22 protein-coding genes are annotated in these 21164 nt (G+C 33.5%); 6 read left to right on the top strand and 16 right to left on the bottom strand.

Annotated features, from left to right (window positions below; genetic code table 11):
• Positions 1 to 12 precede the first annotated feature (12 nt).
• The 14 genes from M0M44_RS22920 to M0M44_RS22855 form a co-directional block, all read right to left on the bottom strand.
• A complete protein-coding gene (locus tag M0M44_RS22920) occupies positions 13 to 645 on the bottom strand; it encodes a phosphoribosylanthranilate isomerase (protein WP_248727821.1) in 633 nt (210 codons plus the stop codon).
• Between the two features lie 84 nt (positions 646 to 729).
• A complete protein-coding gene (gene trpC / locus M0M44_RS22915) occupies positions 730 to 1509 on the bottom strand; it encodes an indole-3-glycerol phosphate synthase TrpC (protein WP_248727820.1) in 780 nt (259 codons plus the stop codon).
• 73 nt (positions 1510 to 1582) lie between these two features.
• Complete coding sequence (trpD, locus tag M0M44_RS22910; protein ID WP_248727819.1) at positions 1583 to 2575, bottom strand: anthranilate phosphoribosyltransferase; 993 nt, start codon at positions 2573 to 2575, stop codon at positions 1583 to 1585.
• Between the two features lie 151 nt (positions 2576 to 2726).
• Positions 2727 to 3293 carry an anthranilate synthase component II gene (locus tag M0M44_RS22905; protein ID WP_248727818.1) on the bottom strand — a complete coding sequence of 189 codons (567 nt, stop codon included), beginning with the start codon at positions 3291 to 3293 and terminating at the stop codon, positions 2727 to 2729.
• Between the two features lie 100 nt (positions 3294 to 3393).
• On the bottom strand, positions 3394 to 3837 hold the full coding sequence (locus tag M0M44_RS22900; RefSeq protein WP_248727817.1) for a hypothetical protein: 444 nt from the start codon (positions 3835 to 3837) through the stop codon (positions 3394 to 3396).
• A 93-nt stretch (positions 3838 to 3930) separates the two neighbouring features.
• Positions 3931 to 5331: an anthranilate synthase component I family protein gene (locus M0M44_RS22895; protein WP_248727816.1), complete on the bottom strand. Its 1401-nt coding sequence runs from the start codon at positions 5329 to 5331 to the stop codon at positions 3931 to 3933.
• A 298-nt stretch (positions 5332 to 5629) separates the two neighbouring features.
• On the bottom strand, positions 5630 to 6910 hold the full coding sequence (locus M0M44_RS22890) for a hypothetical protein (RefSeq protein ID WP_248727815.1): 1281 nt from the start codon (positions 6908 to 6910) through the stop codon (positions 5630 to 5632).
• A 206-nt stretch (positions 6911 to 7116) separates the two neighbouring features.
• Complete coding sequence (locus tag M0M44_RS22885; protein ID WP_248727814.1) at positions 7117 to 7683, bottom strand: YceI family protein; 567 nt, start codon at positions 7681 to 7683, stop codon at positions 7117 to 7119.
• A 39-nt stretch (positions 7684 to 7722) separates the two neighbouring features.
• A complete protein-coding gene (locus M0M44_RS22880; RefSeq protein ID WP_248727813.1) occupies positions 7723 to 8355 on the bottom strand; it encodes an NAD(P)H-dependent oxidoreductase in 633 nt (210 codons plus the stop codon).
• A 13-nt stretch (positions 8356 to 8368) separates the two neighbouring features.
• The gene (locus M0M44_RS22875; protein ID WP_111288898.1) at positions 8369 to 8827 is read right to left on the bottom strand and encodes a MarR family winged helix-turn-helix transcriptional regulator; all 459 of its coding nucleotides are present in this window, start codon (positions 8825 to 8827) and stop codon (positions 8369 to 8371) included.
• A gap of 276 nt (positions 8828 to 9103) precedes the next feature.
• On the bottom strand, positions 9104 to 10681 hold the full coding sequence (locus M0M44_RS22870; protein WP_248727812.1) for a glycerol-3-phosphate dehydrogenase/oxidase: 1578 nt from the start codon (positions 10679 to 10681) through the stop codon (positions 9104 to 9106).
• Between the two features lie 468 nt (positions 10682 to 11149).
• Positions 11150 to 11626, bottom strand: coding sequence for a DUF6691 family protein (locus tag M0M44_RS22865; RefSeq protein ID WP_248727811.1), 477 nt, complete (start codon positions 11624 to 11626; stop codon positions 11150 to 11152).
• A gap of 10 nt (positions 11627 to 11636) precedes the next feature.
• Complete coding sequence (locus M0M44_RS22860) at positions 11637 to 12200, bottom strand: YeeE/YedE family protein (protein WP_248727810.1); 564 nt, start codon at positions 12198 to 12200, stop codon at positions 11637 to 11639.
• 90 nt (positions 12201 to 12290) lie between these two features.
• Positions 12291 to 13706 (bottom strand): MBL fold metallo-hydrolase, encoded by a 1416-nt coding sequence (locus M0M44_RS22855; RefSeq protein ID WP_248727809.1) that lies wholly within the window; start codon positions 13704 to 13706, stop codon positions 12291 to 12293.
• A 205-nt stretch (positions 13707 to 13911) separates the two neighbouring features.
• Here M0M44_RS22855 and M0M44_RS22850 point away from each other — a divergent pair, with 205 nt between their 5' ends.
• The 5 genes from M0M44_RS22850 (at position 13912) to M0M44_RS22830 (ending at position 18842) form a co-directional block, all read left to right on the top strand.
• Complete coding sequence (locus M0M44_RS22850) at positions 13912 to 14502, top strand: HD domain-containing protein (protein ID WP_248727808.1); 591 nt, start codon at positions 13912 to 13914, stop codon at positions 14500 to 14502.
• A 311-nt stretch (positions 14503 to 14813) separates the two neighbouring features.
• Positions 14814 to 16160 (top strand): cytochrome ubiquinol oxidase subunit I, encoded by a 1347-nt coding sequence (locus M0M44_RS22845; RefSeq protein ID WP_248730026.1) that lies wholly within the window; start codon positions 14814 to 14816, stop codon positions 16158 to 16160.
• A 2-nt stretch (positions 16161 to 16162) separates the two neighbouring features.
• The gene (gene cydB, locus M0M44_RS22840) at positions 16163 to 17239 is read left to right on the top strand and encodes a cytochrome d ubiquinol oxidase subunit II (protein WP_248727807.1); all 1077 of its coding nucleotides are present in this window, start codon (positions 16163 to 16165) and stop codon (positions 17237 to 17239) included.
• 575 nt (positions 17240 to 17814) lie between these two features.
• A complete protein-coding gene (locus tag M0M44_RS22835) occupies positions 17815 to 18219 on the top strand; it encodes a hypothetical protein (RefSeq protein ID WP_248727806.1) in 405 nt (134 codons plus the stop codon).
• Positions 18220 to 18455: 236 nt separating this feature from the next.
• Entirely contained in the window at positions 18456 to 18842 is a 387-nt protein-coding gene (locus M0M44_RS22830) for a helix-turn-helix transcriptional regulator (RefSeq protein WP_248727805.1), read from the top strand.
• Between the two features lie 86 nt (positions 18843 to 18928).
• On the opposite strand, the gene M0M44_RS22825 is transcribed toward M0M44_RS22830, so the two are convergent.
• A complete protein-coding gene (locus M0M44_RS22825; protein WP_248727804.1) occupies positions 18929 to 19714 on the bottom strand; it encodes a sulfite exporter TauE/SafE family protein in 786 nt (261 codons plus the stop codon).
• 88 nt (positions 19715 to 19802) lie between these two features.
• Complete coding sequence (locus tag M0M44_RS22820; protein WP_248727803.1) at positions 19803 to 20429, bottom strand: Crp/Fnr family transcriptional regulator; 627 nt, start codon at positions 20427 to 20429, stop codon at positions 19803 to 19805.
• Between the two features lie 375 nt (positions 20430 to 20804).
• On the opposite strand from M0M44_RS22820, the gene M0M44_RS22815 reads away from it, so the two are divergent.
• Positions 20805 to 21116, top strand: coding sequence for a rhodanese-like domain-containing protein (locus M0M44_RS22815; protein ID WP_095929060.1), 312 nt, complete (start codon positions 20805 to 20807; stop codon positions 21114 to 21116).
• Positions 21117 to 21164 lie beyond the last annotated feature (48 nt).

The raw sequence follows: 21164 nt of genomic DNA, 5'->3' as shown, positions 1-21164 counted from the left end.
TTTGTTTAAATTTTAAAAGTTGGCAACATCAAATTTACGCTTGAAATTGCTTAATAGATTTTTATTTTTTAGCCCTGGTTCGATTTCAAATTTACTATTTACATCGACAGCATAAATAGGCAAATTGCTTTTTGAAATTTCTTCAATGGCTTTTAATTCATTCATTCCAATTCCGCCGCTTAAAAAGAAAGGCTTTTTCGAATTGTATTTTTTTAATATCGTCCAGTCGAAAGTTGTTCCATTTCCGCCAGGAAGTTTTCCTTTGGTATCAAATAGAAAATAATCGCAGACATTCTCAAAAGGTTTAATGGTTTCAAAATCAAAATTCTCATCGGCCGAAAAAACTTTGATAATTTCAATTTTTTTCGGAAGTTTTTCTTTTAATGCTGAGCAAAATTCAACTGATTCTTCCCCGTGTAATTGAACTGCTTGTAAGTTGTATTTTTCGACTTTTTCCAGAATCTCCTCCTGACTTTGATTAACAAAAACGCCCACTTTTTTGATTGTTTTTATCAATTCGGGAACATTCTCATTGCAATATCTAGCGGATTTTTCCCAGAAAATAAATCCCATATAATCGGGTAGGAGTGCACCTACTTCGAGAATGTTTTCGGGATATTTCATGCCGCATATTTTGAGTTTCATTTTTTTAATGCTTTAAGCTTTAAGCTTTAGGCTTTAGGCTAAATTAGTAATGTTAAAAAAGGCTTATTGCTTACGGCTTAAAGCCTATAGCTGACTAATAAAGTCAACAGCCGCTTGTCCAGCGTTGTCGGTTTTCATGAAGTTTTCTCCAATTAAGAAACCTTTGTAACCGTAAGGTTTAAGTTCTTGAATGGCTTCAATTGATGAAATGCCGCTTTCGGATACTTTTACGAAATCATCCGGAATTTGTGAAGCCAATTCTTTACTGAAATCTAAACTTACTTCAAATGTTTTTAAGTTTCTGTTGTTTACGCCTATCATATCTAAAGTTGGCATAATTGATTTTTCTAATTCTTCTTGATTGTGAACTTCAAGCAAAACTTCTAAATCTAAACTTTTTGCAAATTCAGACAGAGATTTGATTTCTTCTCTCGTTAAAACTGCTGCGATTAGTAAAATCAAATCGGCTCCATGCGCCTTTGCTTCCAAAATCTGATATTCGTCTACAATAAATTCTTTTCGCAAAAGCGGAATATTTACTGAAGCTCTTGCTAAAAGCAAATCGTCTAGAGAACCGCCAAAATATTTTCCGTCGGTTAAAACTGAAATTCCGCATGCACCAGCATTTTCATAACCTTTAACTACTTCTTCAACTGTAAAATTATTGTTGATAACTGATTTTGAAGGAGAACGGCGTTTGTGTTCTGCGATAATTCCAGAATTGCTTTCTCTTAAATTTTGACTAAGAGAAATGGTCTGTTTTCCAAAAAACACAGAAGCTTCCAACTGAGAAACTGGAATAATTGATTTCTTCAAAATCACTTCTCTTTTTTTGTCTATTATTATTTTATCTAAAATATTCATTGTTTATTTTGTTTCAGGTTTCAAGTTTCAGGTTCGTTCCAATAACTTGAAACCTGAAACTTGAAACAATTTTTTACCTGCTTAATTCTTGTAATTTCTGTAATGCTTTTAATCCTTTTCCTGACAATAAACTTTCTTTTGCTATTTCAAATCCTTCTTTTGGAGAACATTTCGTAACGGTTGAAATTGCCATTGCAGCGTTGGCACAAACTACATTATTCTGTGCTTCATTTCCTTTTCCAGAAATTATATTCGTGAAAATTGCTGCAGATTCTTCAATTGTTTTTCCTCCTTCAATTTCGGTTTGAGAAAGAAGACGAACGCCAAAATCTTCTGGATTTAACATTCCTTCCATATGGTTGGAAATTGTTTTTGTCGGACCTGTTAATGAAATTTCGTCATATCCGTCAAGCGAATGTAAAATCGTAAAATTGGTATCTGTATTTTGATATAAATAAGCATACATTCTGGCCAATTCTAAGTTGAAAACTCCAACTAATTGATTTTGTGGAAATGCGGGATTCACCATTGGCCCAAGCATATTAAAGAATGTTTTTACTGCCAATTCTTTTCTAATTGGCCCAACATTTTTCATTGCCGGGTGAAATAGGGGAGCATGCAAAACGCAGATTCCAGCCTGATCGATACATTTTTCTAAAAACGAAGCATCGTTGCTGAATTTAATTCCCATTTTTTCCATTACGTTGCTCGAACCAGAAATAGAAGAAACGCCGTAATTTCCGTGTTTTGCTACTTTTATTCCAGCTCCTGCTGATACAAAAGAAGCTAAAGTTGAAATATTGAAAGTGTCTTTTCCGTCACCGCCTGTTCCGCATAAATCGATGGTGTTATAAGCTGATAAATCAACACGAATACATAAGTCTAATAAAGCTTCACGAAAGCCTGAAAGCTCATCGATTGTAATGCTTCGCATCATAAAAACAGTCAAAAATGCTGAAATCTGACTTGGATTGTATTGACCGCTTGAAATATTAATCAATACGTTTTTTGCTTCTTCTTTAGTAAGAACTTCGTGGTTGATTAATTTGTTTAATATAGTTTTCATTTTTTTAGTCTTAAAGTCTAAAGTCGAAGGTCTTAAAGTCCTTGACTTCCGTAATATAATTTTAGAATTGATTTTGAAGTTTTAAAATTGTGAAAGATCTTTTTGAGTTTTTGACTTTATGACTTTCGGCTTTAAAACTTTGGACTTACATCTAACTCTTAATCCAATTCTCTAAAATCCTTTTTCCGTTTGGTGTTAAAACACTTTCTGGATGAAACTGAACACCTCTTACATCATAGGTTTTATGTCTTAATGACATAATTTGCCCGTTTTCATCAACAGAAGTTGCTTCTAAATCATCGGGTAAATTGCTGTCTACAACCCAAGAATGGTATCTTCCAACTTCAAATTCGTTTCCTAAACCTTCAAACAAAATCTCGTCTGAAACTACTGTTTTTACATTTGTTGCAACTCCGTGGTATACTTTATCAAGGTTAGAAAGCGTTCCGCCAAAAACTTCTCCAATGGCTTGCTGTCCTAAACAAACGCCAAGAATGCTTTTCGTCGGACTGTATTTTTCGATTACTGCTTTTAATAAACCTGCTTCATCTGGGATTCCAGGTCCTGGAGAAAGCAAAATTTTCTCAAAAGAAGCGATTTCATCAATATCAAATTCGTCGTTTCTGTAAACAGTAACTTCGCAATTTAAATCTTCTAAATAGTGTACTAAATTGTAAGTGAAACTATCGTAATTGTCTATAACTAGTATTTTTTTCATTTTATTTTTGTTTCAAGTTTCAGGTTTGTTTGTTTCAAGTTTAGGTTTCACATCTGCTTTAACTTGAAACCTGAAACAAAGAAAACCTGAAACAAAATTTTTATTTTTCTCGAACGTATTTTTCTATGATAACACGATCTACTCCTAATTTTTCTATTTTTTCTATACCCTTTTGAATTAAAGTGTCGTTTTGAACTTTCACTACAAATTCAAATTTGTTGTCTTCCCAATCGCGGTTGTTGAAGAACTCTAAGTTTTCTGTATAAATACTGTCTTTTAAAGTGTATTTTCCGCCTCCTCCAAAGAACAATGCTGCTGTTGAATCTTTTCCGTGTTTTAAGTCATGATTAAAAAAAGCAAAATGTGTATCGTTAATAATCTTAATCATTTTTGTTTTGGTATTGAAAGTCGAAAAAGTCGAATCTTTCTCGGTAGTTTCAGCTGATATAAGACGCCAGGTTCCTTCAATCGGATTGTGCTTTTTTTCAGAATTACAAGAACTCATGGTAATGATTAAAACTAAAATGGATACTGCTTTTTTCATGATTTTTATGGTTTGTTTGTTAATTGTTTGAGGTTTAAAGTTTCATGTTTCATGTTCCAACAACTTGAAACGTGAAATAAAGAAAACTTGAAACTAAATATTTTCCGCCATTTCTAGTGCTGTATTTAATGCTCTTAACTTATTATAAACTTCCTGCATTTCGCTTTCTTCATCAGAACTTGCTACAATTCCGGCTCCAGCTTGACAATGCAATTGATGATTTTTAGAAAGGAAAGTTCGAATCATAATGGCGTGATTAAAGTTTCCTTCAAAATCCATAACACCAATTGCGCCTCCATAAAAATTACGGTTCGTTTTTTCGCAATCTTCAATTAATTGCATTGCTCTGTGTTTTGGTGCGCCGCTCAAAGTTCCTGCTGGGAAAGTGTCTGCTACAACTTGCATTGTAGTTGCTTTGTCGTGCAAATGTCCTGTAACTTTTGAAACTAAGTGAATTACGTGAGAAAAAAACTGTACTTCTCTATATTTTTCTACATTGACATCGTGACCATTTCTGCTTAAATCGTTTCTTGCCAAATCAACAAGCATAACGTGTTCGCTGTTCTCTTTTTTATCTTCTGAAAGTTCCTTTGCTAAAAGTGCGTCACGTTCGTCATTTCCAGTTCTTTTGAAAGTTCCTGCAATTGGGTGAATTTCGGCTTTTCTATCTTTTACAATAATTTGTGCTTCTGGCGAAGAACCGAATATTTTAAAATCTCCATAATCAAAGAAAAATAAATATGGAGAAGGGTTAATGCTTCTTAAAGCTCTATAAACATTAAATTCATCTCCTTTGAAACCTTGAGTAAATCGGCGAGACAGAACTAGTTGAAAAACATCTCCACGGTAACAATGCTTTTTGGCCAAAGCCACATTTGCTTTAAATTCCTCATCGGTTAAATTAGAGAAACCTTCGCCTTCTTTAGAAAATTTATAAGAAGCTATATTTCGAGATTGTAATAATTGTTCGATTTCTGAAATATTGTTTTTTCCGTCAAGACTATGGCAGAATATAAAAGCTTCATTTTTAAAGTGATTGATTGCAATAATGTTCTGATAAACGGCATAAAAAACATCTGGAATAGAAGTTGCATTGTCTTTTTTTGCAATAGATACTTTTTCGAAATAACGAACAGCATCGTAAGAAATATATCCAAATAAACCGTTGTTGATGAATTTAAAATCGTTTTTTTCTGATTTAAATTGACTTGAAAATTCCTGAATTACCTGAGGAATATTTGTTGAAGCATCAATACTGATTTTTTCTGAAGTTCCGTCAGGGAAAGTTTTAGAAATAACTTCATTTTCGATTTTAATTGTAGCAATCGGATTGCAGCAGATGTAAGAAAAACTGTTGTCATTTCCATGATAATCACTACTTTCTAGTAATAAACTATTTGGGAATTTATCTCTGATTTTGAAATAAATACTTACTGGCGTTACTGTATCTGCCAGAATTTGTTTGTAATGCGTATTAAGAATAAAAGGTTTCAAAATGTATAGTTTTATGTTGTTCGTTAATTTGTTTTCAATTTGATCCAAAAAAAAGGGCTTGTCGTGATGACAAGCCCTTTATATTTTATAGTTTTAACAATACCATAGGAAGCTTCGTTCACGACGTCTGACGTAAATTGCTCCACCACCAAGTATTGTTTAAAATTGTTCTCATTTTTTTATTCTGATGTGACAAAGATATAAATGTAATTTTAATTAGAGTACATAAAATTTGAAAAAAAACTTTTCGGATTTGTAAAATTTGTTAAATTTTAATTCAAAGTATCTCTATAACTCCTTAATTTCCACTTGCTATAGTATTATTTACATTTAATCTGAAATCTGGGTTTCCTTTAATATTCGGAATAGCAAATAGCTCGCTAAGTTTCATTTTCGTATATTCTATTCCGTATGCTGGGTTGCCAAAGTAATTTTTTATACCAGGAATATTGCTTCCAGATTCACTTTCAATTTCTCCTTGACAATTGTTTGCAATTACATTTTTAAAACTGATTTTTGATAGATTAGCTTCACCATTTCCAATATTTCCTTCCAACAAAATAAAAGGAGCAAATCCAGAAACTACACTATTGGTTAAGTTGAAATAGGTGTTTTCTTTAATGTAAGCAGATTCTCTAACCAAACCTTGATTATTTTCTTCTAAATTAACCAGCGTAATATTGTTGGCATTTATTTTAGTCATTTTTTTAGTCATGTCTGTTGTAGCGACTTTTTCGTACGAATCTACCTCAAAACATCTTGAACCTGAAATATCCGAAGAAAATGGGTGGCGAACAGCAATACTGTTGCTAATATTAATTTGGGCCCCTTGGGTAAAATCAAAATCATCATCTGTTGTTCTAAATGAAACCAGATTGCTTAGATTCAAATCTCCACCATAACATTCGAAAGAATCATCATTTGAAAAGCTAACTTGAACATGGCTGACAACTGTTTTTCTTCCAACGCCAGCAAGCGAAAGACCGTTTAATTCTTTAGAGGCGCTTAGTTTTCTTCCAGCATATTCGATTCTTACGTATTTAATAATTCCGGAGTTATCTTCTGGATCTTGGCCTCCGTAGTGATTTAAAATTGGATCTAAATCGAAAGGTAATGTATGAATACCTCCCAGAGAGTTTATTGGAGCTTTTCCTAAAACGATAATTCCGCCCCAGTCACCTGGTTTTCTATTGTTTATTTCATTTTCTGAAGTAAAAATAATCGGATCAGTTTCTAAACCTTCTGCCATAATTTTAGCTCCGTTTGTAATTACAAGAGTTCCGCAGGTTTTATCATCACCTCGTATTACAGTGCCAGGTTCGATTGTTAAAGTGGCATTATTTGTAACGTACACAACACCAACTAAATGATAAACATTACGCTTTGACAATCGGGTGTCTTTATCAATTGTTCCGGCAATTATATTGGTTGCTTCGCCATAGTCATTACCAGCGGGTTTAAAGCTTGTCCAGTTAGTCATCCAGTTGGAAGTGCCAACGATTCCTTTTGGTTGTTGTTGAGCTTGTGCGAAAAAGCTGATAATGAAGATTATAGATGCAAAATGTAATTTTGTTTTCATAACTATGATTTTAATTTCTAGTTTTTGATTTTTTTATTTGTCCCAAAAATAGAAGCCGTATGTTAATCAAAGTCCTGATGCTTATTACGAAAGGGTTACTATATTATTAAGAATGTTAAGATTTTGAAAAGCTTAGAAAATAATAAACCCCAACAGCTTTAAACTGTTGGGGTTTATTGTATTTCTGAATTAGTAAGCTTGAAATATTAGAATTTTAAAGCTACAGCCAATTCGAATTCGTCATTGATAGTTTTGTCTCCTAAACCGTCGAAGAAGCTACCTGAACCGTATTTAATATCGTATTTAGTTCTGTCAACTTTGAAAGCAGTTGTAGCAGTGTTTCCTTTTACAGTGATATCAAAAGTTACTGGTTTAGTGATTCCTTTGATAGTTAAGTCTGCAGTTACAGTATAAACGTCAGCAGATTTTGCACCAATAGTTTTGAAAACTAATTTTGAAGTTGGGAATTTATCAGTTCCGAAGAAATCGTCAGCTTTTAAGTGACCGTTTAATTTCCCTTGGTATTCTCCAGTTAAATCTGTAGAAGTTAATGAAGTCATATCAACTGTAAAGCTTCCTCCAGTTAATTTTTTTCCTTTGAAAACTACAGAACCTTCTTTGAAGTTTACAGTTCCAGAGTGCTCTCCAGTTACTTTTTTACCTACCCATTTAATAGTAGATGCTTTTACGTCGATTTTTTTAGTTTGAGCATTTGCTGAGATACTAGCAGCTGCTACGAATAATGCTATTGCAATAGTTTTTAAATTTTTCATGTTTTTTAAAATTAAAATTTGAATTTGATTAATAAATAATTATAGAGTGATAAATAATTCTTCGTGTGATTTTCTAACTTTTTTCTGGTGTTGAGATTTGTCTTCATCATGTCTGTAACCTACAGTTGCAATTACAGAAGCATTTAAACCCAATTTGTCAAAACCTAAAATTTCGTTGAAAGAAGCTGCGCTGAAACCTTCCATTGGAGTGGCATCAATTTTCAATTCGGCAGCTGCATTTAATAAGTTTCCTAATGCTAAATAAGTTTGTTTTGCAGTCCAGATGTGTTTTGCGTCTTCAGATAAATTTGAAATTACACCTTTCATCATGTCGCTAAATCCGCCTAAAGCTTCAGTAGGAACGCCTCTTACTTCGCTAATATTGCTGATATATTTGTCAACAGAACCTCCGTCAAGGCTTAAATCATTTGCAAAAATGAATAGGTGAGAAGCATCTGTAATTTGAGTTTGTCCCCATGCTGCTCCTTTTAATTTTTCTCTTAATTCTGGATTTTCAACAATAACTACTTTATAAGGTTGTAATCCGTATGAAGAAGCACTTAATCTTACTGCTTCTTTTAATGTATTTAAATCAGCATCTGATATCTTTTTTGAAGCATCATATTGTTTGACTGCGTATCTCCAATTTTGATTTTCTAAGAAATTGCTCATAGTTTTTATTATTTTATTTGTTGGTTCTATATTTTTCTAATAATTGATTTAAGAAAACTAATTCTTCTGGTTTTAAATTGTTAGCAAACGTTTGTTCATGCTCATCTACTTTCGGATCTAATTCTTTTAAAACATCTAATCCTTTTTCCGTAATCGAAACTTCAATTTTTCTTCGATTATCGGGACAGACATTTCTAGTTACAAAATCCTTCAATAATAATTTGTCTACCAAACGTGTTGTGTTGCTCGTTTTAGCAAGCATTCGCTCTTGTATCACGCACATATTAGCAGGTTTTCCTTTTTGTCCTCTTAATATACGTAACACATTATACTGTTCTCCAGATAAATCATACGGTTTGATCAACTCGTTGAAATGATCCTGAATCACATTTTGCGTGTACATGATATTCAGAATAACTTTTTTCGCATTATCCATCTTAACCGTACTCTTAATAACCTCTTCAATTGTCATAGTCGTAAGTGTATAATTTGTATATACAAATGTATAACTTTTAATAGTTGTATATACAAATGTTGTGTTAATTATTTGTTAACATGGCTAATTGCGCTTTTGAGTATAGTTTTTTGATACTAAAATTAATGTAATTTTTTAATATAACGAGCTGATATAATGTGAATTAATGATTTTTTAAAATGAAGAGGTAATTCTGTTTTATCCTATTTTTTAAATAGCTTTTTGTAAGAAGATTTCAAAATGAAGTTGCTTAAAATAGACTAGATTTACGATTTATTGGAATTCTGAGAGAAGAAAACCGTTTGCAATTTGTCTGAAATTTTCAATTTCTGTGTTTATCCAAGCTTCATCATGTTCTAATTCTTTAGCTATTACTCTTGCCGTTTTATCAGAAACTTCAATTGCAGCCCTCGCATCTAAGAACAAAAGACGAACTCGTCTGGCTAAAATATCATCTACAGTTCTTGCCATTTCATAACGAATAGCCCAAACGACTTCTGCCATCGTAAATTCGTGATCAGAATGCAGTTTTTCTTTTAATTCTTGCTTGCTTTCTTGCAATTCAATTATTTTCGGAATATCAGAACCATATATATAAAGGTGATTTTCTCTATCTAAAGAATTTGTAGCTTTATTTCCATGAATGGGAAGATGTTCTGTGCGACATTCCTTCGGAGATAATTTTCCTGTTTTGATTGCTTTATCAATAATATCTTCAGCAATTTTTCTGTACGTTGTCCATTTTCCTCCAGTAATAGTAATTAGACCCGTTTCTGAAACTATAATTTTATGACTTCTAGAAACTTCTTTGGTACTTTTACCTTCTTCTTTGGGTGCAGCTAATGGGCGCAATCCTGCAAAAACAGAAAGAACATCTGCTCTTGTGGGTTTCTTGGTTAGAAAACGTTGAGCGGTTTCGAGAACAAATTGAATTTCGCTTTCTAAGGCAATGGGTTCTAAACTTTGTTTTTTAATTAAAGTATCGGTCGTTCCAACTACAACACGATTATGCCACGGAACGGCAAATAAAACCCTTCCATCTTTTGTTTTTGGAATCATTAAAGCATTTTCTCCTGGTAGAAAAGATTTGTCAAATACTAAGTGTATTCCCTGACTAGGAACAATGTATTTTTTATAAACGTTATCATTCAATTTCATGATTGCATTTGTAAAAACACCAGTCGCGTTAATTACGGCAGAACCTTTTATATCCTGTTTAATTCCGCTTTCCTGATCTTGAACTTGAACACCAACAACTTGGTTTTTGTCATCTTTTAGCAAATTGACAACTTTTACATAATTTAAAACACAAGCTCCGTTTTCTACAGCCGTTTGAGCTAGGTTAATCGCTAAACGAGAATCATCAAATTGGCCATCATGATAAATAACACCGTTCACCAATCCATTTTCTTCTACGTTTGCAAGCATTTCAATAGTTCTCTTTTTCGAAAGATATTTAGAACTTCCTAAACTCAGGTAACCAGACAATAAATCGTAAATCTTTAATCCGATTGTATAAAAATAACCGCTAAACCAATGATAATTTGGAATAACAAAGGATTGATTTTTAACTAAATGATTTGCATTTTGTGCCAATAATCCTCTTTCTTTTAATGCTTCTCTAACTAAATGCACATCGCCTTGTGCCAAATAGCGTACGCCACCATGAACCAACTTGGTGCTTCTGCTCGAAGTTCCTTTTGCAAAATCTACGGCTTCAAATAAGATTGTTTTGTACCCGCGACTTGCTGCATCAATTGCAGTTCCGAGTCCGCTTGCTCCACCACCTATAATGATTACGTCCCAATTTTCGGTATTTTTTAGTTTGGCTAATTGTTCAGAACGATTCATGTTTTGGCTTTAAAAATTTATTTTTTTGGAAATGTTGTTTGAAGCAAACTTAACGAAATGAAATTAAAAATTGATGAAGAAAAAGTTTTTGGTTTTGTTTGGTTTCAGGTTTCAAGTTTCAGGTTTCAAGTGGATATTCGAAATCTATATTGAAATTGGAAGTTTTATGGAGAAAGGAATGTTTTTTATATTCTGTAATAATATTTCGTCGGTAGAAAAATGATTATATTGTTTTGTATTGTGTCCTGTAGGGACGCGTGATTTTATGAAAATAACGTATTTGCCGCAATGTATCTCAAACGTTCCTAAGGAACGTATAATCGCAATCACATCTAATTTTCTACCGCCGAGACATTCCTACGAAATGAATCTTTTTTTAAAAGAATAAACCCGACAGGTTTTTTAAACTTGTCGGGTTTACGTTATGTTAACTTGAAACTTAAAACATGAAACAAGAAAAACAAAATCCTAGTGAGGCAGTTTATCTTTAATCAAACCATAAACCCAAGTTCCGGCAATTGCACTTACCAAAGTAACCACGATTACAGTAGCGCCAGTTCCAATTTGAGCGAAAAGCGGACCAGGGCAAGCACCAGTAATAGCCCATCCGAAACCGAATAATAATCCGCCGTAGATTTGTCCTTTGTTGAAAGTCTTTGGCTGAATTTCGATTTTTTCGCCATCAAGAGTTTTGATATTGAATTTTTTAATCAATTGTACTGAAATTAATCCAACAGCAACAGCGCATCCAATTACACCATACATATGAAACGATTCAAGATTGAACATTTCCTGAATACGAAACCAACTAATGATTTCTGCTTTTACGAATACAATTCCGAAAAAGATTCCAACGATTAAATATTTTAGGTTTGCGAATGTATTTTCTTTTCTCTGGCTTGCGTTGATTCCTTCGCCGTCTATATTTTTATTTTCTAAACTCATTTTTGAAATTTTAAAGTGAAAGAATATAAGGTAAAATCAGAAGCGCCATTACAAAACCGCCAATCATAAAACAGATTGTAGCAACCAGTGAAGGCCATTGTAAGTTTGATAATCCCATAATCGCGTGTCCGCTTGTACAGCCGCCGGCGTAACGCGTTCCAAAACCTACTAAAAATCCGCCAACCACAATCATGATAAATCCGCGAAGTGTTAATAAACTTTCCCAAGAAAATAATTGCGACGGAACTAAACCACTGTGATCTGTAATTCCGTAAGTCGCTAATTTCTCTGATAATTCAGAAGCAATTTCCACAGGATTTGGATTCGATAAAAAGTGAGCTGCGATAAAACCACCGAAAAATATTCCTAAGACGAAGAATAAATTCCAGCTTTCTTTTTTCCAGTCGTATTTAAAAAACGAAATATTTGCAGGAATACAAGCTGCGCAAATATGACGCAATGAAGAACTAATCCCGAAAGATTTATTCCCAATAATTAATAAAATTGGAACTGTTAATCCAATCAACGGACCTGCAACATACCAAGGCCATGGTTCTTTAATGATTTCTAGCATATTTTTTTAGGTTCAAAGGTTCAAAGGAACAGAGGCTCAAAGGGAAAAACTTTGCAGCTTTGAACCTTTGTCTCTCTGTACCTTAAAAAATTATTTTAATACTTTACTTTGACAAACAAAATCTGATTTTGGGACATTGGTTTTAGAAATCGCTCCGAAACCGCCTTCTACTTCAGAAAAGTTTCTGAAACCTCTTGCTTGAAGGATAGAGGCAGCAATCATACTTCTGTAACCGCCAGCACAATGCAAATAAAAATGCTCATTTGGATTAATATCTTTTACCCAATCATTTATATAAGCCAAAGGTTTGCTGTAAGCGTCATCAATATGTTCTGCTTCGTATTCTGTTTCTTTACGGATATCAATTACTTTGTCTTCGCCAAATTTAAACTCATTTGAAAATTGTTCTGCCGTGATTCTGTTAACGGTGTCAATTTCGAAACCAGCATTTTGCCAAGCTTCAAAACCGCCTTCTAAATGTCCGATAATTGTATCAAACCCCACACGGCTTAAACGCGTTACAGTTTCTTCTTCCATGCCAGTCGCAGTAACCAAAATAATAGGCTGTTTTACATCGGCAATTAAAGTTCCAACCCACGGCGCAAAATCACCATTGATTCCGATATTGATAGATTGCGGAATAAACCCTTTGCTGAAATCTGCTGCGCTTCTTGTGTCTAGAATTAGAGCGCCAGTTTCTTCAGCAACTGCTTCAAATTCTTTTACATTTATAGCTTTCATTCCGTTGTGTAAAACTGTTTCAAAGCTTTCATAACCTTGTTTATTCATGGCAACGTTCATGCTAAAATAGGCTGGAGGAGGCAATAATCCATCTGTTACTTCTTTGATGAATTCTTCTTCGGTCATATTAGCACGCAAAGCATAATTTGTTGCTTTTTGATTTCCGATTGTTGAAACGGTTTCTTTGCTCATGTTTTTTCCGCAAGCGCTTCCCGCACCATGCGCAGGATATACAATTACGTCATCAGCCAAAGTCATGATTTTATCTCTTAGCGAATGAAATAAAATTCCAGCCAATTGATCTTGTGTCATTCCAGCTGCTTTTTGAGCCAAATCAGGGCGGCCAACATCTCCGATAAATAAAGTATCACCAGAAAAAATAGCATGATCTTTTCCGTTTTCATCAATCAGTAAAAAAGTAGTGCTTTCCATGGTATGACCTGGAGTATGCAGTGCCTTAATTGTTATTTTTCCGATTTTGAATTCCTGACCGTCTTTTGCAGAAATGCAATCAAATTCGCAAGCAGCATTTGGACCGTAAACGATTGGCGCTCCGGTTTCTTTGCTTAAATCAACGTGACCAGAAACGAAATCGGCGTGAAAATGCGTTTCAAAAATATATTTCAGTTTAACGCCATCACGCTCTAAACGATCCAGATAAGGCTGAATTTCTCTAAGCGGATCAATAATGGCCGCTTCGCCATTTGAAGTGATATAATATGCACCTTGAGCGAGGCATCCGGTGTAAATTTGTTCTATTTTCATGATAGGTATTGTAAAATGATGGGATACAAAGGTAACTTTGTTTTTTAAAAAAATAGGTGACTAATGTTACAGAAATTAGGTTTTTGTGTAAAAAAAAGTGGCGTTTGTCATATTCGGTTGAGATAAACTAAATTTAAAGTTGAGCAATTACGCTTTAAGCTTTAATTTTGCATATGACGAATGTCATTTCAAAACAAAAAATAAAATGAATACACAACACTTATTGGATCAAATTGCTTTTATAAAAGAAATTGATAAAGTAAAATACATTCAGCGCAAGACAAAATTGTTTAACAGCGACAGATGCGAAAATGATGCAGAACACAGTTGGCATTTGGCTTTAATGGCAATTGTTTTGGCAGAACATTCCAATGAACAGATAGATGTTTTGAAAGTCGTAAAAATGGTTTTGATTCATGATATTGTCGAAATTGATGCTGGTGATGTTTTTATGTATGATACTGTAAAAAATCATGATAATACAGATGAAGAACGATTGGCGGCAAATAGAATATTTGGTTTACTGCCTGAAAAACAAGCCGAAGAATTAATTACCATTTGGGAAGAATTTGAAGCAGGAGAAACCAACGAAGCCAAATTTGCAAGATCTATGGACAGATTGGAGCCTTTATTGCAGAATACATCTAACGATGGCGGAACTTGGAAAGAGTTTGGAGTGAAATATGATAAAGTTTACGAAAAGAAAAGCGTCATTAAAAATGGTTCAGAATCATTATGGAATTACGCCGAGGGTTTGATTAACGAAAGTGTAGAAAAAGGTATTTTAGAAAAATAACCCATAATAATCACGCAATCAAAATTAAACATAGCTGCGGTTTTAACCGCAGGAACTCATGCAGAATCACGATACGTTTCCCACGGTTGAAAACGCGGGCTATGTTTGATCACGTAAATCTATACATAATCTTGTCATTTCTTTTCGTCGAAATGACAAACTGTACGTACTTGTAAAAAAGAACAAGTGTCATTTCTACCCTTTAAATTGTTGAAAAGTTTAACAAATATCAGGTCATAAACTTTTTTTAAAGGACGTTAATTCGGGTTTGAATGGTTAAATTTGTGGAACTTCATAAACAAATTACCATTATGGAAGAAATGCTCTTTTATGATCGAATGCAATTTGCCTTCACCATTACTTTTCATTATCTTTTTCCACAACTTACAATGGGTCTTTCTCTGATCATTGTTTATTTCAAGTGGAAATATCTCAAAACTAAAGACGAACAATACAATCACGCCACCCATTTCTGGATGAAAATCTTCGCCCTCAATTTTGCAATGGGTGTTGTAACGGGAATTCCGATGGAATTTCAGTTTGGAACCAACTGGGCCAAGTTCTCTGAGCTAACAGGCGGAATTATTGGACAGACGCTTGCCATGGAAGGAATGTTTTCTTTCTTTCTCGAATCTTCTTTTCTTGGAATATTTTTATTTGGAGAAAAACTCCTTGGACATAAATGGCATTTTGTAACCGGATTATTAATCATGATTGGTTCTTGGGCAAGTGGTTATCTTATTATCGCCACACATTCTTGGATGCAGAATCCTGTTGGTTATGAAATTCTGGAAAACGGAAAATTTGTACTAACCAATTTCAAAGCTTTATTTTTAAATCCGTGGCTTTGGCCTTCTTATCTGCACAATCAGGCAGCTTCGTTGGTAACCAGTTCATTTGTGGTTGCAGGAATTGGAGCTTTCTATATTTTAAGTAAAAAGAATGTTTCTTTTGGGAAATTGTTTTTAAAAACAGGCGTAATCTTCGGATTAATTTCTAGTGTTATAGTGGCTGTTCCTACAGGAGATTTATTGGCTAAAAATGTTGTGAAATATCAGCCTGTAACTTTTGCTGCTATGGAAGGAATTTTTCATACTGAGAAAAAAGGTTCAGAAATTGTTTTAATTGGTCAGCCTGACGTAAAAGACAAAAAATTGGACAACAAAATTGCCGTTCCTAATATTTTGAGTTTCTTGACTTATGGAAACTGGGATCAGGAAATAAAAGGTTTAGATCAGTTTGAAGAAGATCTGCATCCGACCAATATTTCTGGATTGTATTATGCGTATCATATTATGGTGGGACTTGGCACTGTATTTATTGGTCTAATGGTGATTTCGCTTTTTCAGTTAATAAGAGGGAAATTGTTTGAAACCAAATGGATTTTATGGTCTTTAATGTTCATGATGCCGTTTCCGTACATAGCCAATACAACAGGATGGTACACGGCAGAATTAGGAAGACAGCCTTGGCTAGTTTATAATTTATTGCGTACAGCAGCAGGAGCTTCACCAACAGTTTCTTCTGGAAATACCTTATTTACTTTATTAGGTTTTATAGGTTTATACCTTTTGCTGGGAATGCTGTTTTTGCTTTTAATTGGAAAAATTATCAATAAAGGACCACATAACGTGGAACTTTCAACAGAAAAAATATAAGTATGGAATTTTTTTGGTACGTAGTTTTAATGGGAATCCTGGCCGTTTATCTGGTTTTGGACGGTTACGATTTTGGAGCAGGAATTATTCATTTATTTTTTGCTGATACAGAGAAAGATAAAAAGGCGATAACCAGCGCCATTGGTCCGTTTTGGGATGCCAATGAAGTTTGGCTGATTGCAGCAGGAGGCGTTTTGTTTTTTGCTTTTCCAACTCTATATGCATCTTCTTTTAGCGGATTTTATCTGCCTCTGATTATGATTTTATGGCTCTTGATTTTTCGTGCAATCGGATTAGAAATGCGCGGACAAATTCATAACCATATGTGGGAAGCAATTTGGGATAAAGCTTTTGGAATTGCGAGTCTGCTTTTGGCTCTTTTCTTCGGAATTGCTTTAGGAAATATTGTTCGAGGAGTGAATCTCGGAATGGTGCAAAATGGAGTTTCTACGCAAGAAGCGCATTTTTTCTTTTTGCCTTTATGGAATCCGACTTTTAGTCCGCAAGCAAATGAATTGGGAATTATCGACTGGTTTACACTTTTTTTAGGAGTTGTGAGCGTTGTTGCTTTGACTATTCATGGTGCAAACTGGATTATTTATAAAACAAATTCAGCTTTGAATCCGAAATTGAAAAATGTAGTTTTTAAACTGAATTTTGTTTTACTGATTTTGGTCTTTATTTCTTTAGGAATTTGGCATTTTATCGAACCAAAACCATTTCATAATTTCGTTGAAAATCCGATTCTTTGGTTTTTTCCTGTAATGACTTTTGTTGGAATTGCCGGATTATTCAAAGTTCGTTCTTTCAAAAAAGACGGTCAAGGATTTGTTTTTTCAACCTTATTTTTATTAGGCGGATTTGCTTCTACAGCCGTTTCAATTTTTCCGAATGTTTTGCCTTCAACAAATAAAGTAAATCCGTCATTGACAATTTACAATACGGCCGCTCACGAATACGGATTGAATGCTGGATTGAGTTGGTTTTTTGTCGCTTTGTTTCTCGTGATTATTTACTTTATTATTCAGTATCGTGTTTTTAGTGGGAAAATGGATGATATAGGGTATGGAGAGCATTGAGTTTTTTGCCACGAATTCACGAATTTTCATTTTGATATAGATGAATTCTGAATTTTACAACTGTTTAATTACACGAATTTTGATTTCAATATAGAATAAATTGCCTCCAGTTTTAACTGGAGATTTTTTGTTTTAATATGAATTGGGCTTTAGCCAAACAAGTAAAGTTTGGCTAAAGCCTTTTTTGTCTACATTTGTTTACCTCCAGTTAAAACTGGAGATAATTCATTGAAATTTAAAACTGAAAATGTCATTTTACCCGAGTGTGCGTTAGGGATAGGAGCGGTATCCTTTTTCTTGTTTCTTTAACAAGGAAAAGATACAAGCGGATAGCCCGGCCGGAGGCAACGCCCAAAAGAATCTTCTTGCTTTGATATTTTTTTTGAAATAAAACATAAGATAACTTTTACGAAAGATTTAATTACAACCGATAGTTATATTCTATAATGTTAATTGTAAGAAAAAAAAAGTGTTAATGCTTAATATTGCGTATCTAAGAATTTTTTCCCCCTAAGGATTTTTAGAAATTGATTTTTCACTAGAAGCTTAAATCTATTTTTACCTACTAAATTATTATGCCTTTAACAATTTTTTCCGACAAGGTTAGATTTCGTTACAAATCTAAGAATTGGCAGTATCAGTTTGATGAAATTAAAGAAATTGGACTGCTTAAAAAAAAGAAAAAATATTTTCTTGAAAACGGTGCTTTTTTAGCCGTAACTGCTGCAACATATTATTGCATGCTATTTTCCAACTTAATGGACTTGTATTACATTATTCCTGCAATTTTGTGCTATTCGTTTATTATAGCTATTAGATTCGGAAGCAAGGCCGAATTTGTTTATTTTGTTTTTGTAAAAGATATTTATCAGAACGAAATAAGGACTAAAATTGCCACCAAAGATCGCATATTGGTGGGCAAGCAGATAGATTCTTACTTAGATCTTCAGTTTGAAAGAAGTGTAAAAAGAACTGCTTAAAAAATCAGAGATGTTTGTATTCAACATTTCCCATTATGATTGCATTTTCATAATGGCAGCTTTGATGTATGGTTATTTTATCATTACACAAAGAAAAAATTAACAAAACGCTGCGACATAAGTCTTTAATTATGAAGTAGTTTTAAGGTTTTCCAATAAAAATAATAGTATAGTCGTGCCGTTACATCCTAACGGCTGGCTGTTTTGACTATACATGACCACAAATCAGAAATAACATGGCCACAACAATTAAAAGTAAAATTAAAAATATTAGAGAGTTAAAAAATTATACTCAGGAATACATGGCAGAAAGATTAGGTGTAACCCAAGCTGGTTATAGTAAAATTGAAAAAGGAAAGACTTCTCTAAGTTACGAAAAACTAGTTGAAATAGGAAAAATTTTGGATGTCAGCGTAGAGGATATAATTAGTTTTGATTACGATAAATATTTCAACAGTTTCAATAAAATAACAGGAAATAATAACGGAAGTATTTTAATAAATGCCGATAATACTTCAGTTTTAAAGGAGCTTTATGAAGATAAAATTCAATTGCTTGAAAAACTGCTTAATCGAACTGAAATCGAGCTTGAGAGATATAAAGATAAATTTGGAGAAATTTGAAGGTTTTAGTTTCATCTTTGTCAAAGTTTTAAACTTTGACAAAGATTACTCTACAAGTGAAACTAAATAAAGTGTTGAAATTGCTTTTAGAATAAAACTTCCTTGGCAATGATATAAAATCCCATTACGAGCACAAACCACCCAAAAAGAGGTTTTAATTTTGTGCCATCTATTTTTTTAGAAAGCTGGCTTCCAATAAACATTCCGATTAAGGCCATTGCAGAAACGCTTAATAAAAACGTGTAATTTATTGGTGTACCAATGTATAGATCGCCAGCAAAACCTATTGATGAATTAATAGTGATGATTAATAATGAAGTTCCAACGGCTTGTTTCATGGGAAGATTGGCGAAAAAAAGCAGGGCAGGAATAATTAAGAATCCGCCGCCAGCGCCTAGAAATCCCGTTACGATTCCGACCAAAAAGCCTATAAAACTCAATTGCGAATAATTAGTATCTGCTGATTTTATTTCGGGCTGATTTTTTTTAATCATCGAAATTGCAGCCGTTATCATTAGTATGGAAAAGATGATCATAATGAGAAAATCTTTTGAAACAGTATAGGAAGCAACAGAAAACAAAGTCGATGCAATTTGCGGAAATATCACTTCACGGATTATTAGAATCGAAATAACTGAAGGAACAGCAAAGTACAAAGCCGATTTCAGTTTTAGATTTCCCATTTTATAATGGCTGTAACTTCCAAATAAAGCGGTTAATCCGACAATAAATAAAGAATAAGAAGTGGCTTGATCTGGATTTACTTTAAATAAATAAACTAGAATAGGAATAGTGAGAATAGAGCCTCCGCCGCCAATTAGGCCAAGCGAAATTCCGATTATGATTGAGGCAAAAAATCCTAAATATTCCATTGCATTTGTTTTAATGCAAAGTTGCCTCGGAAATTAGAATCTTACAGTAACATTTATCACAGAAGGTGAAATTTGTGGCAGAAAAAAATTATTTCAATAACTCAATCTGGTTTCGGTTGAGTTTGACCAGACCACGCTGTTCCATTTTTTTGAGTAATCTCGAAACGACTTCGCGCGACGTATTTAATTCGGTTGCGATTTCCTGATGCGATAAATTTACTTCAGAACATCCGCAGGCATCAGAATGTCTTTTTAAGTAGAATTCTAATCTTTCATCCATAGAACGGAAAGCAATATTGTCAACCACTTCGAGAACTTCTTCAAAACGGCTTCGGTAGGTTTCAATTACAAATTCGTACCAGCTTCTATGTTCCATCATCCATTTGTCCATTAATTGCAACGGAATCATCATCACGGTTACATCTTCGACTACTTTTGCCATAATCTGACTTTTTTCGCTTTTTGCTGTACAAATCATTGATATCGCACAAGCTTGTCCGGGCTGCAGGTAGTACATTAAAAACTCTCCACCGTCTTCGCCTTCGCGATAAATTTTGATTTTTCCTTTAATGATCAAAACAGTATTCTTGATGTATTGCCCAGTACGCATTAAAATGGTTCCGGATTTAAAATCTTGAAGACTTCCATTTTCTTCTATTGTAGCGATAAGCTCGTTGGAGAAATTAGGAAAAATGGTTTTTAATGAATGTTGCATTGTTTTAATGATTTTTGTCACATCGAGCGTAATCGAGATGCTCATTTTTTCGAATTAACTCAAACCAAAAGATGTTGATTAACTTGAATTAGTTTTTGTTAAAATCGAATTAAAATACGTGATTGTTTGCAAAGATAAGGGTTTGGAATGGGAATAATTATCATAAAACTAGATTTAAGATTAATTTTATGTAAATGAAAAAATCCTATTTTCTATCGATTTTGTAGGCTGAATTTTTAAAAATAGTAACTAAATTTGTAATTCACTGATTATAATACTTTCTCTAAAACGTTTTCTGAGAATAATAATCGAAATCGCATTTGGTACGTTTTTTATATAGAGAAACGTCGTAATTTTACAAAAACACATTTTATTATGAATTTATCACAAGAAGATTGGGTTGCTCAGTTAGAAGCTGACGAAAATGCAGTTATACTTGACGTAAGAACTGAGGACGAATTTAATGATGGCTATATTGAGAATGCTCTAAATATTGATATCAATAAAGGGCAGGCTTTTATTTATGAGATTGAAGAATTAGACAAAAATAAAAACTATTACGTATACTGTCGTTCTGGGGCTAGAAGCGCAAAAGCATGCCAGATTATGAACGAGTTGGGTATCGAAAACGCCTACAATCTACTTGGAGGAATCCTAGATTGGGAAGGCGAAACAGTACAACCATAAAAGAAGAAGAGGCAATTAAAAAGCCTCTTTTTTCTTTTGAAAATAGAA

The organism is Flavobacterium humidisoli (assembly GCF_023272795.1).
GTDB lineage: Bacteria > Bacteroidota > Bacteroidia > Flavobacteriales > Flavobacteriaceae > Flavobacterium > Flavobacterium humidisoli.
The sequence above is the reverse complement of the archived record's forward strand: the minus strand, read 5'-3'. Positions and strand labels throughout refer to the sequence as shown.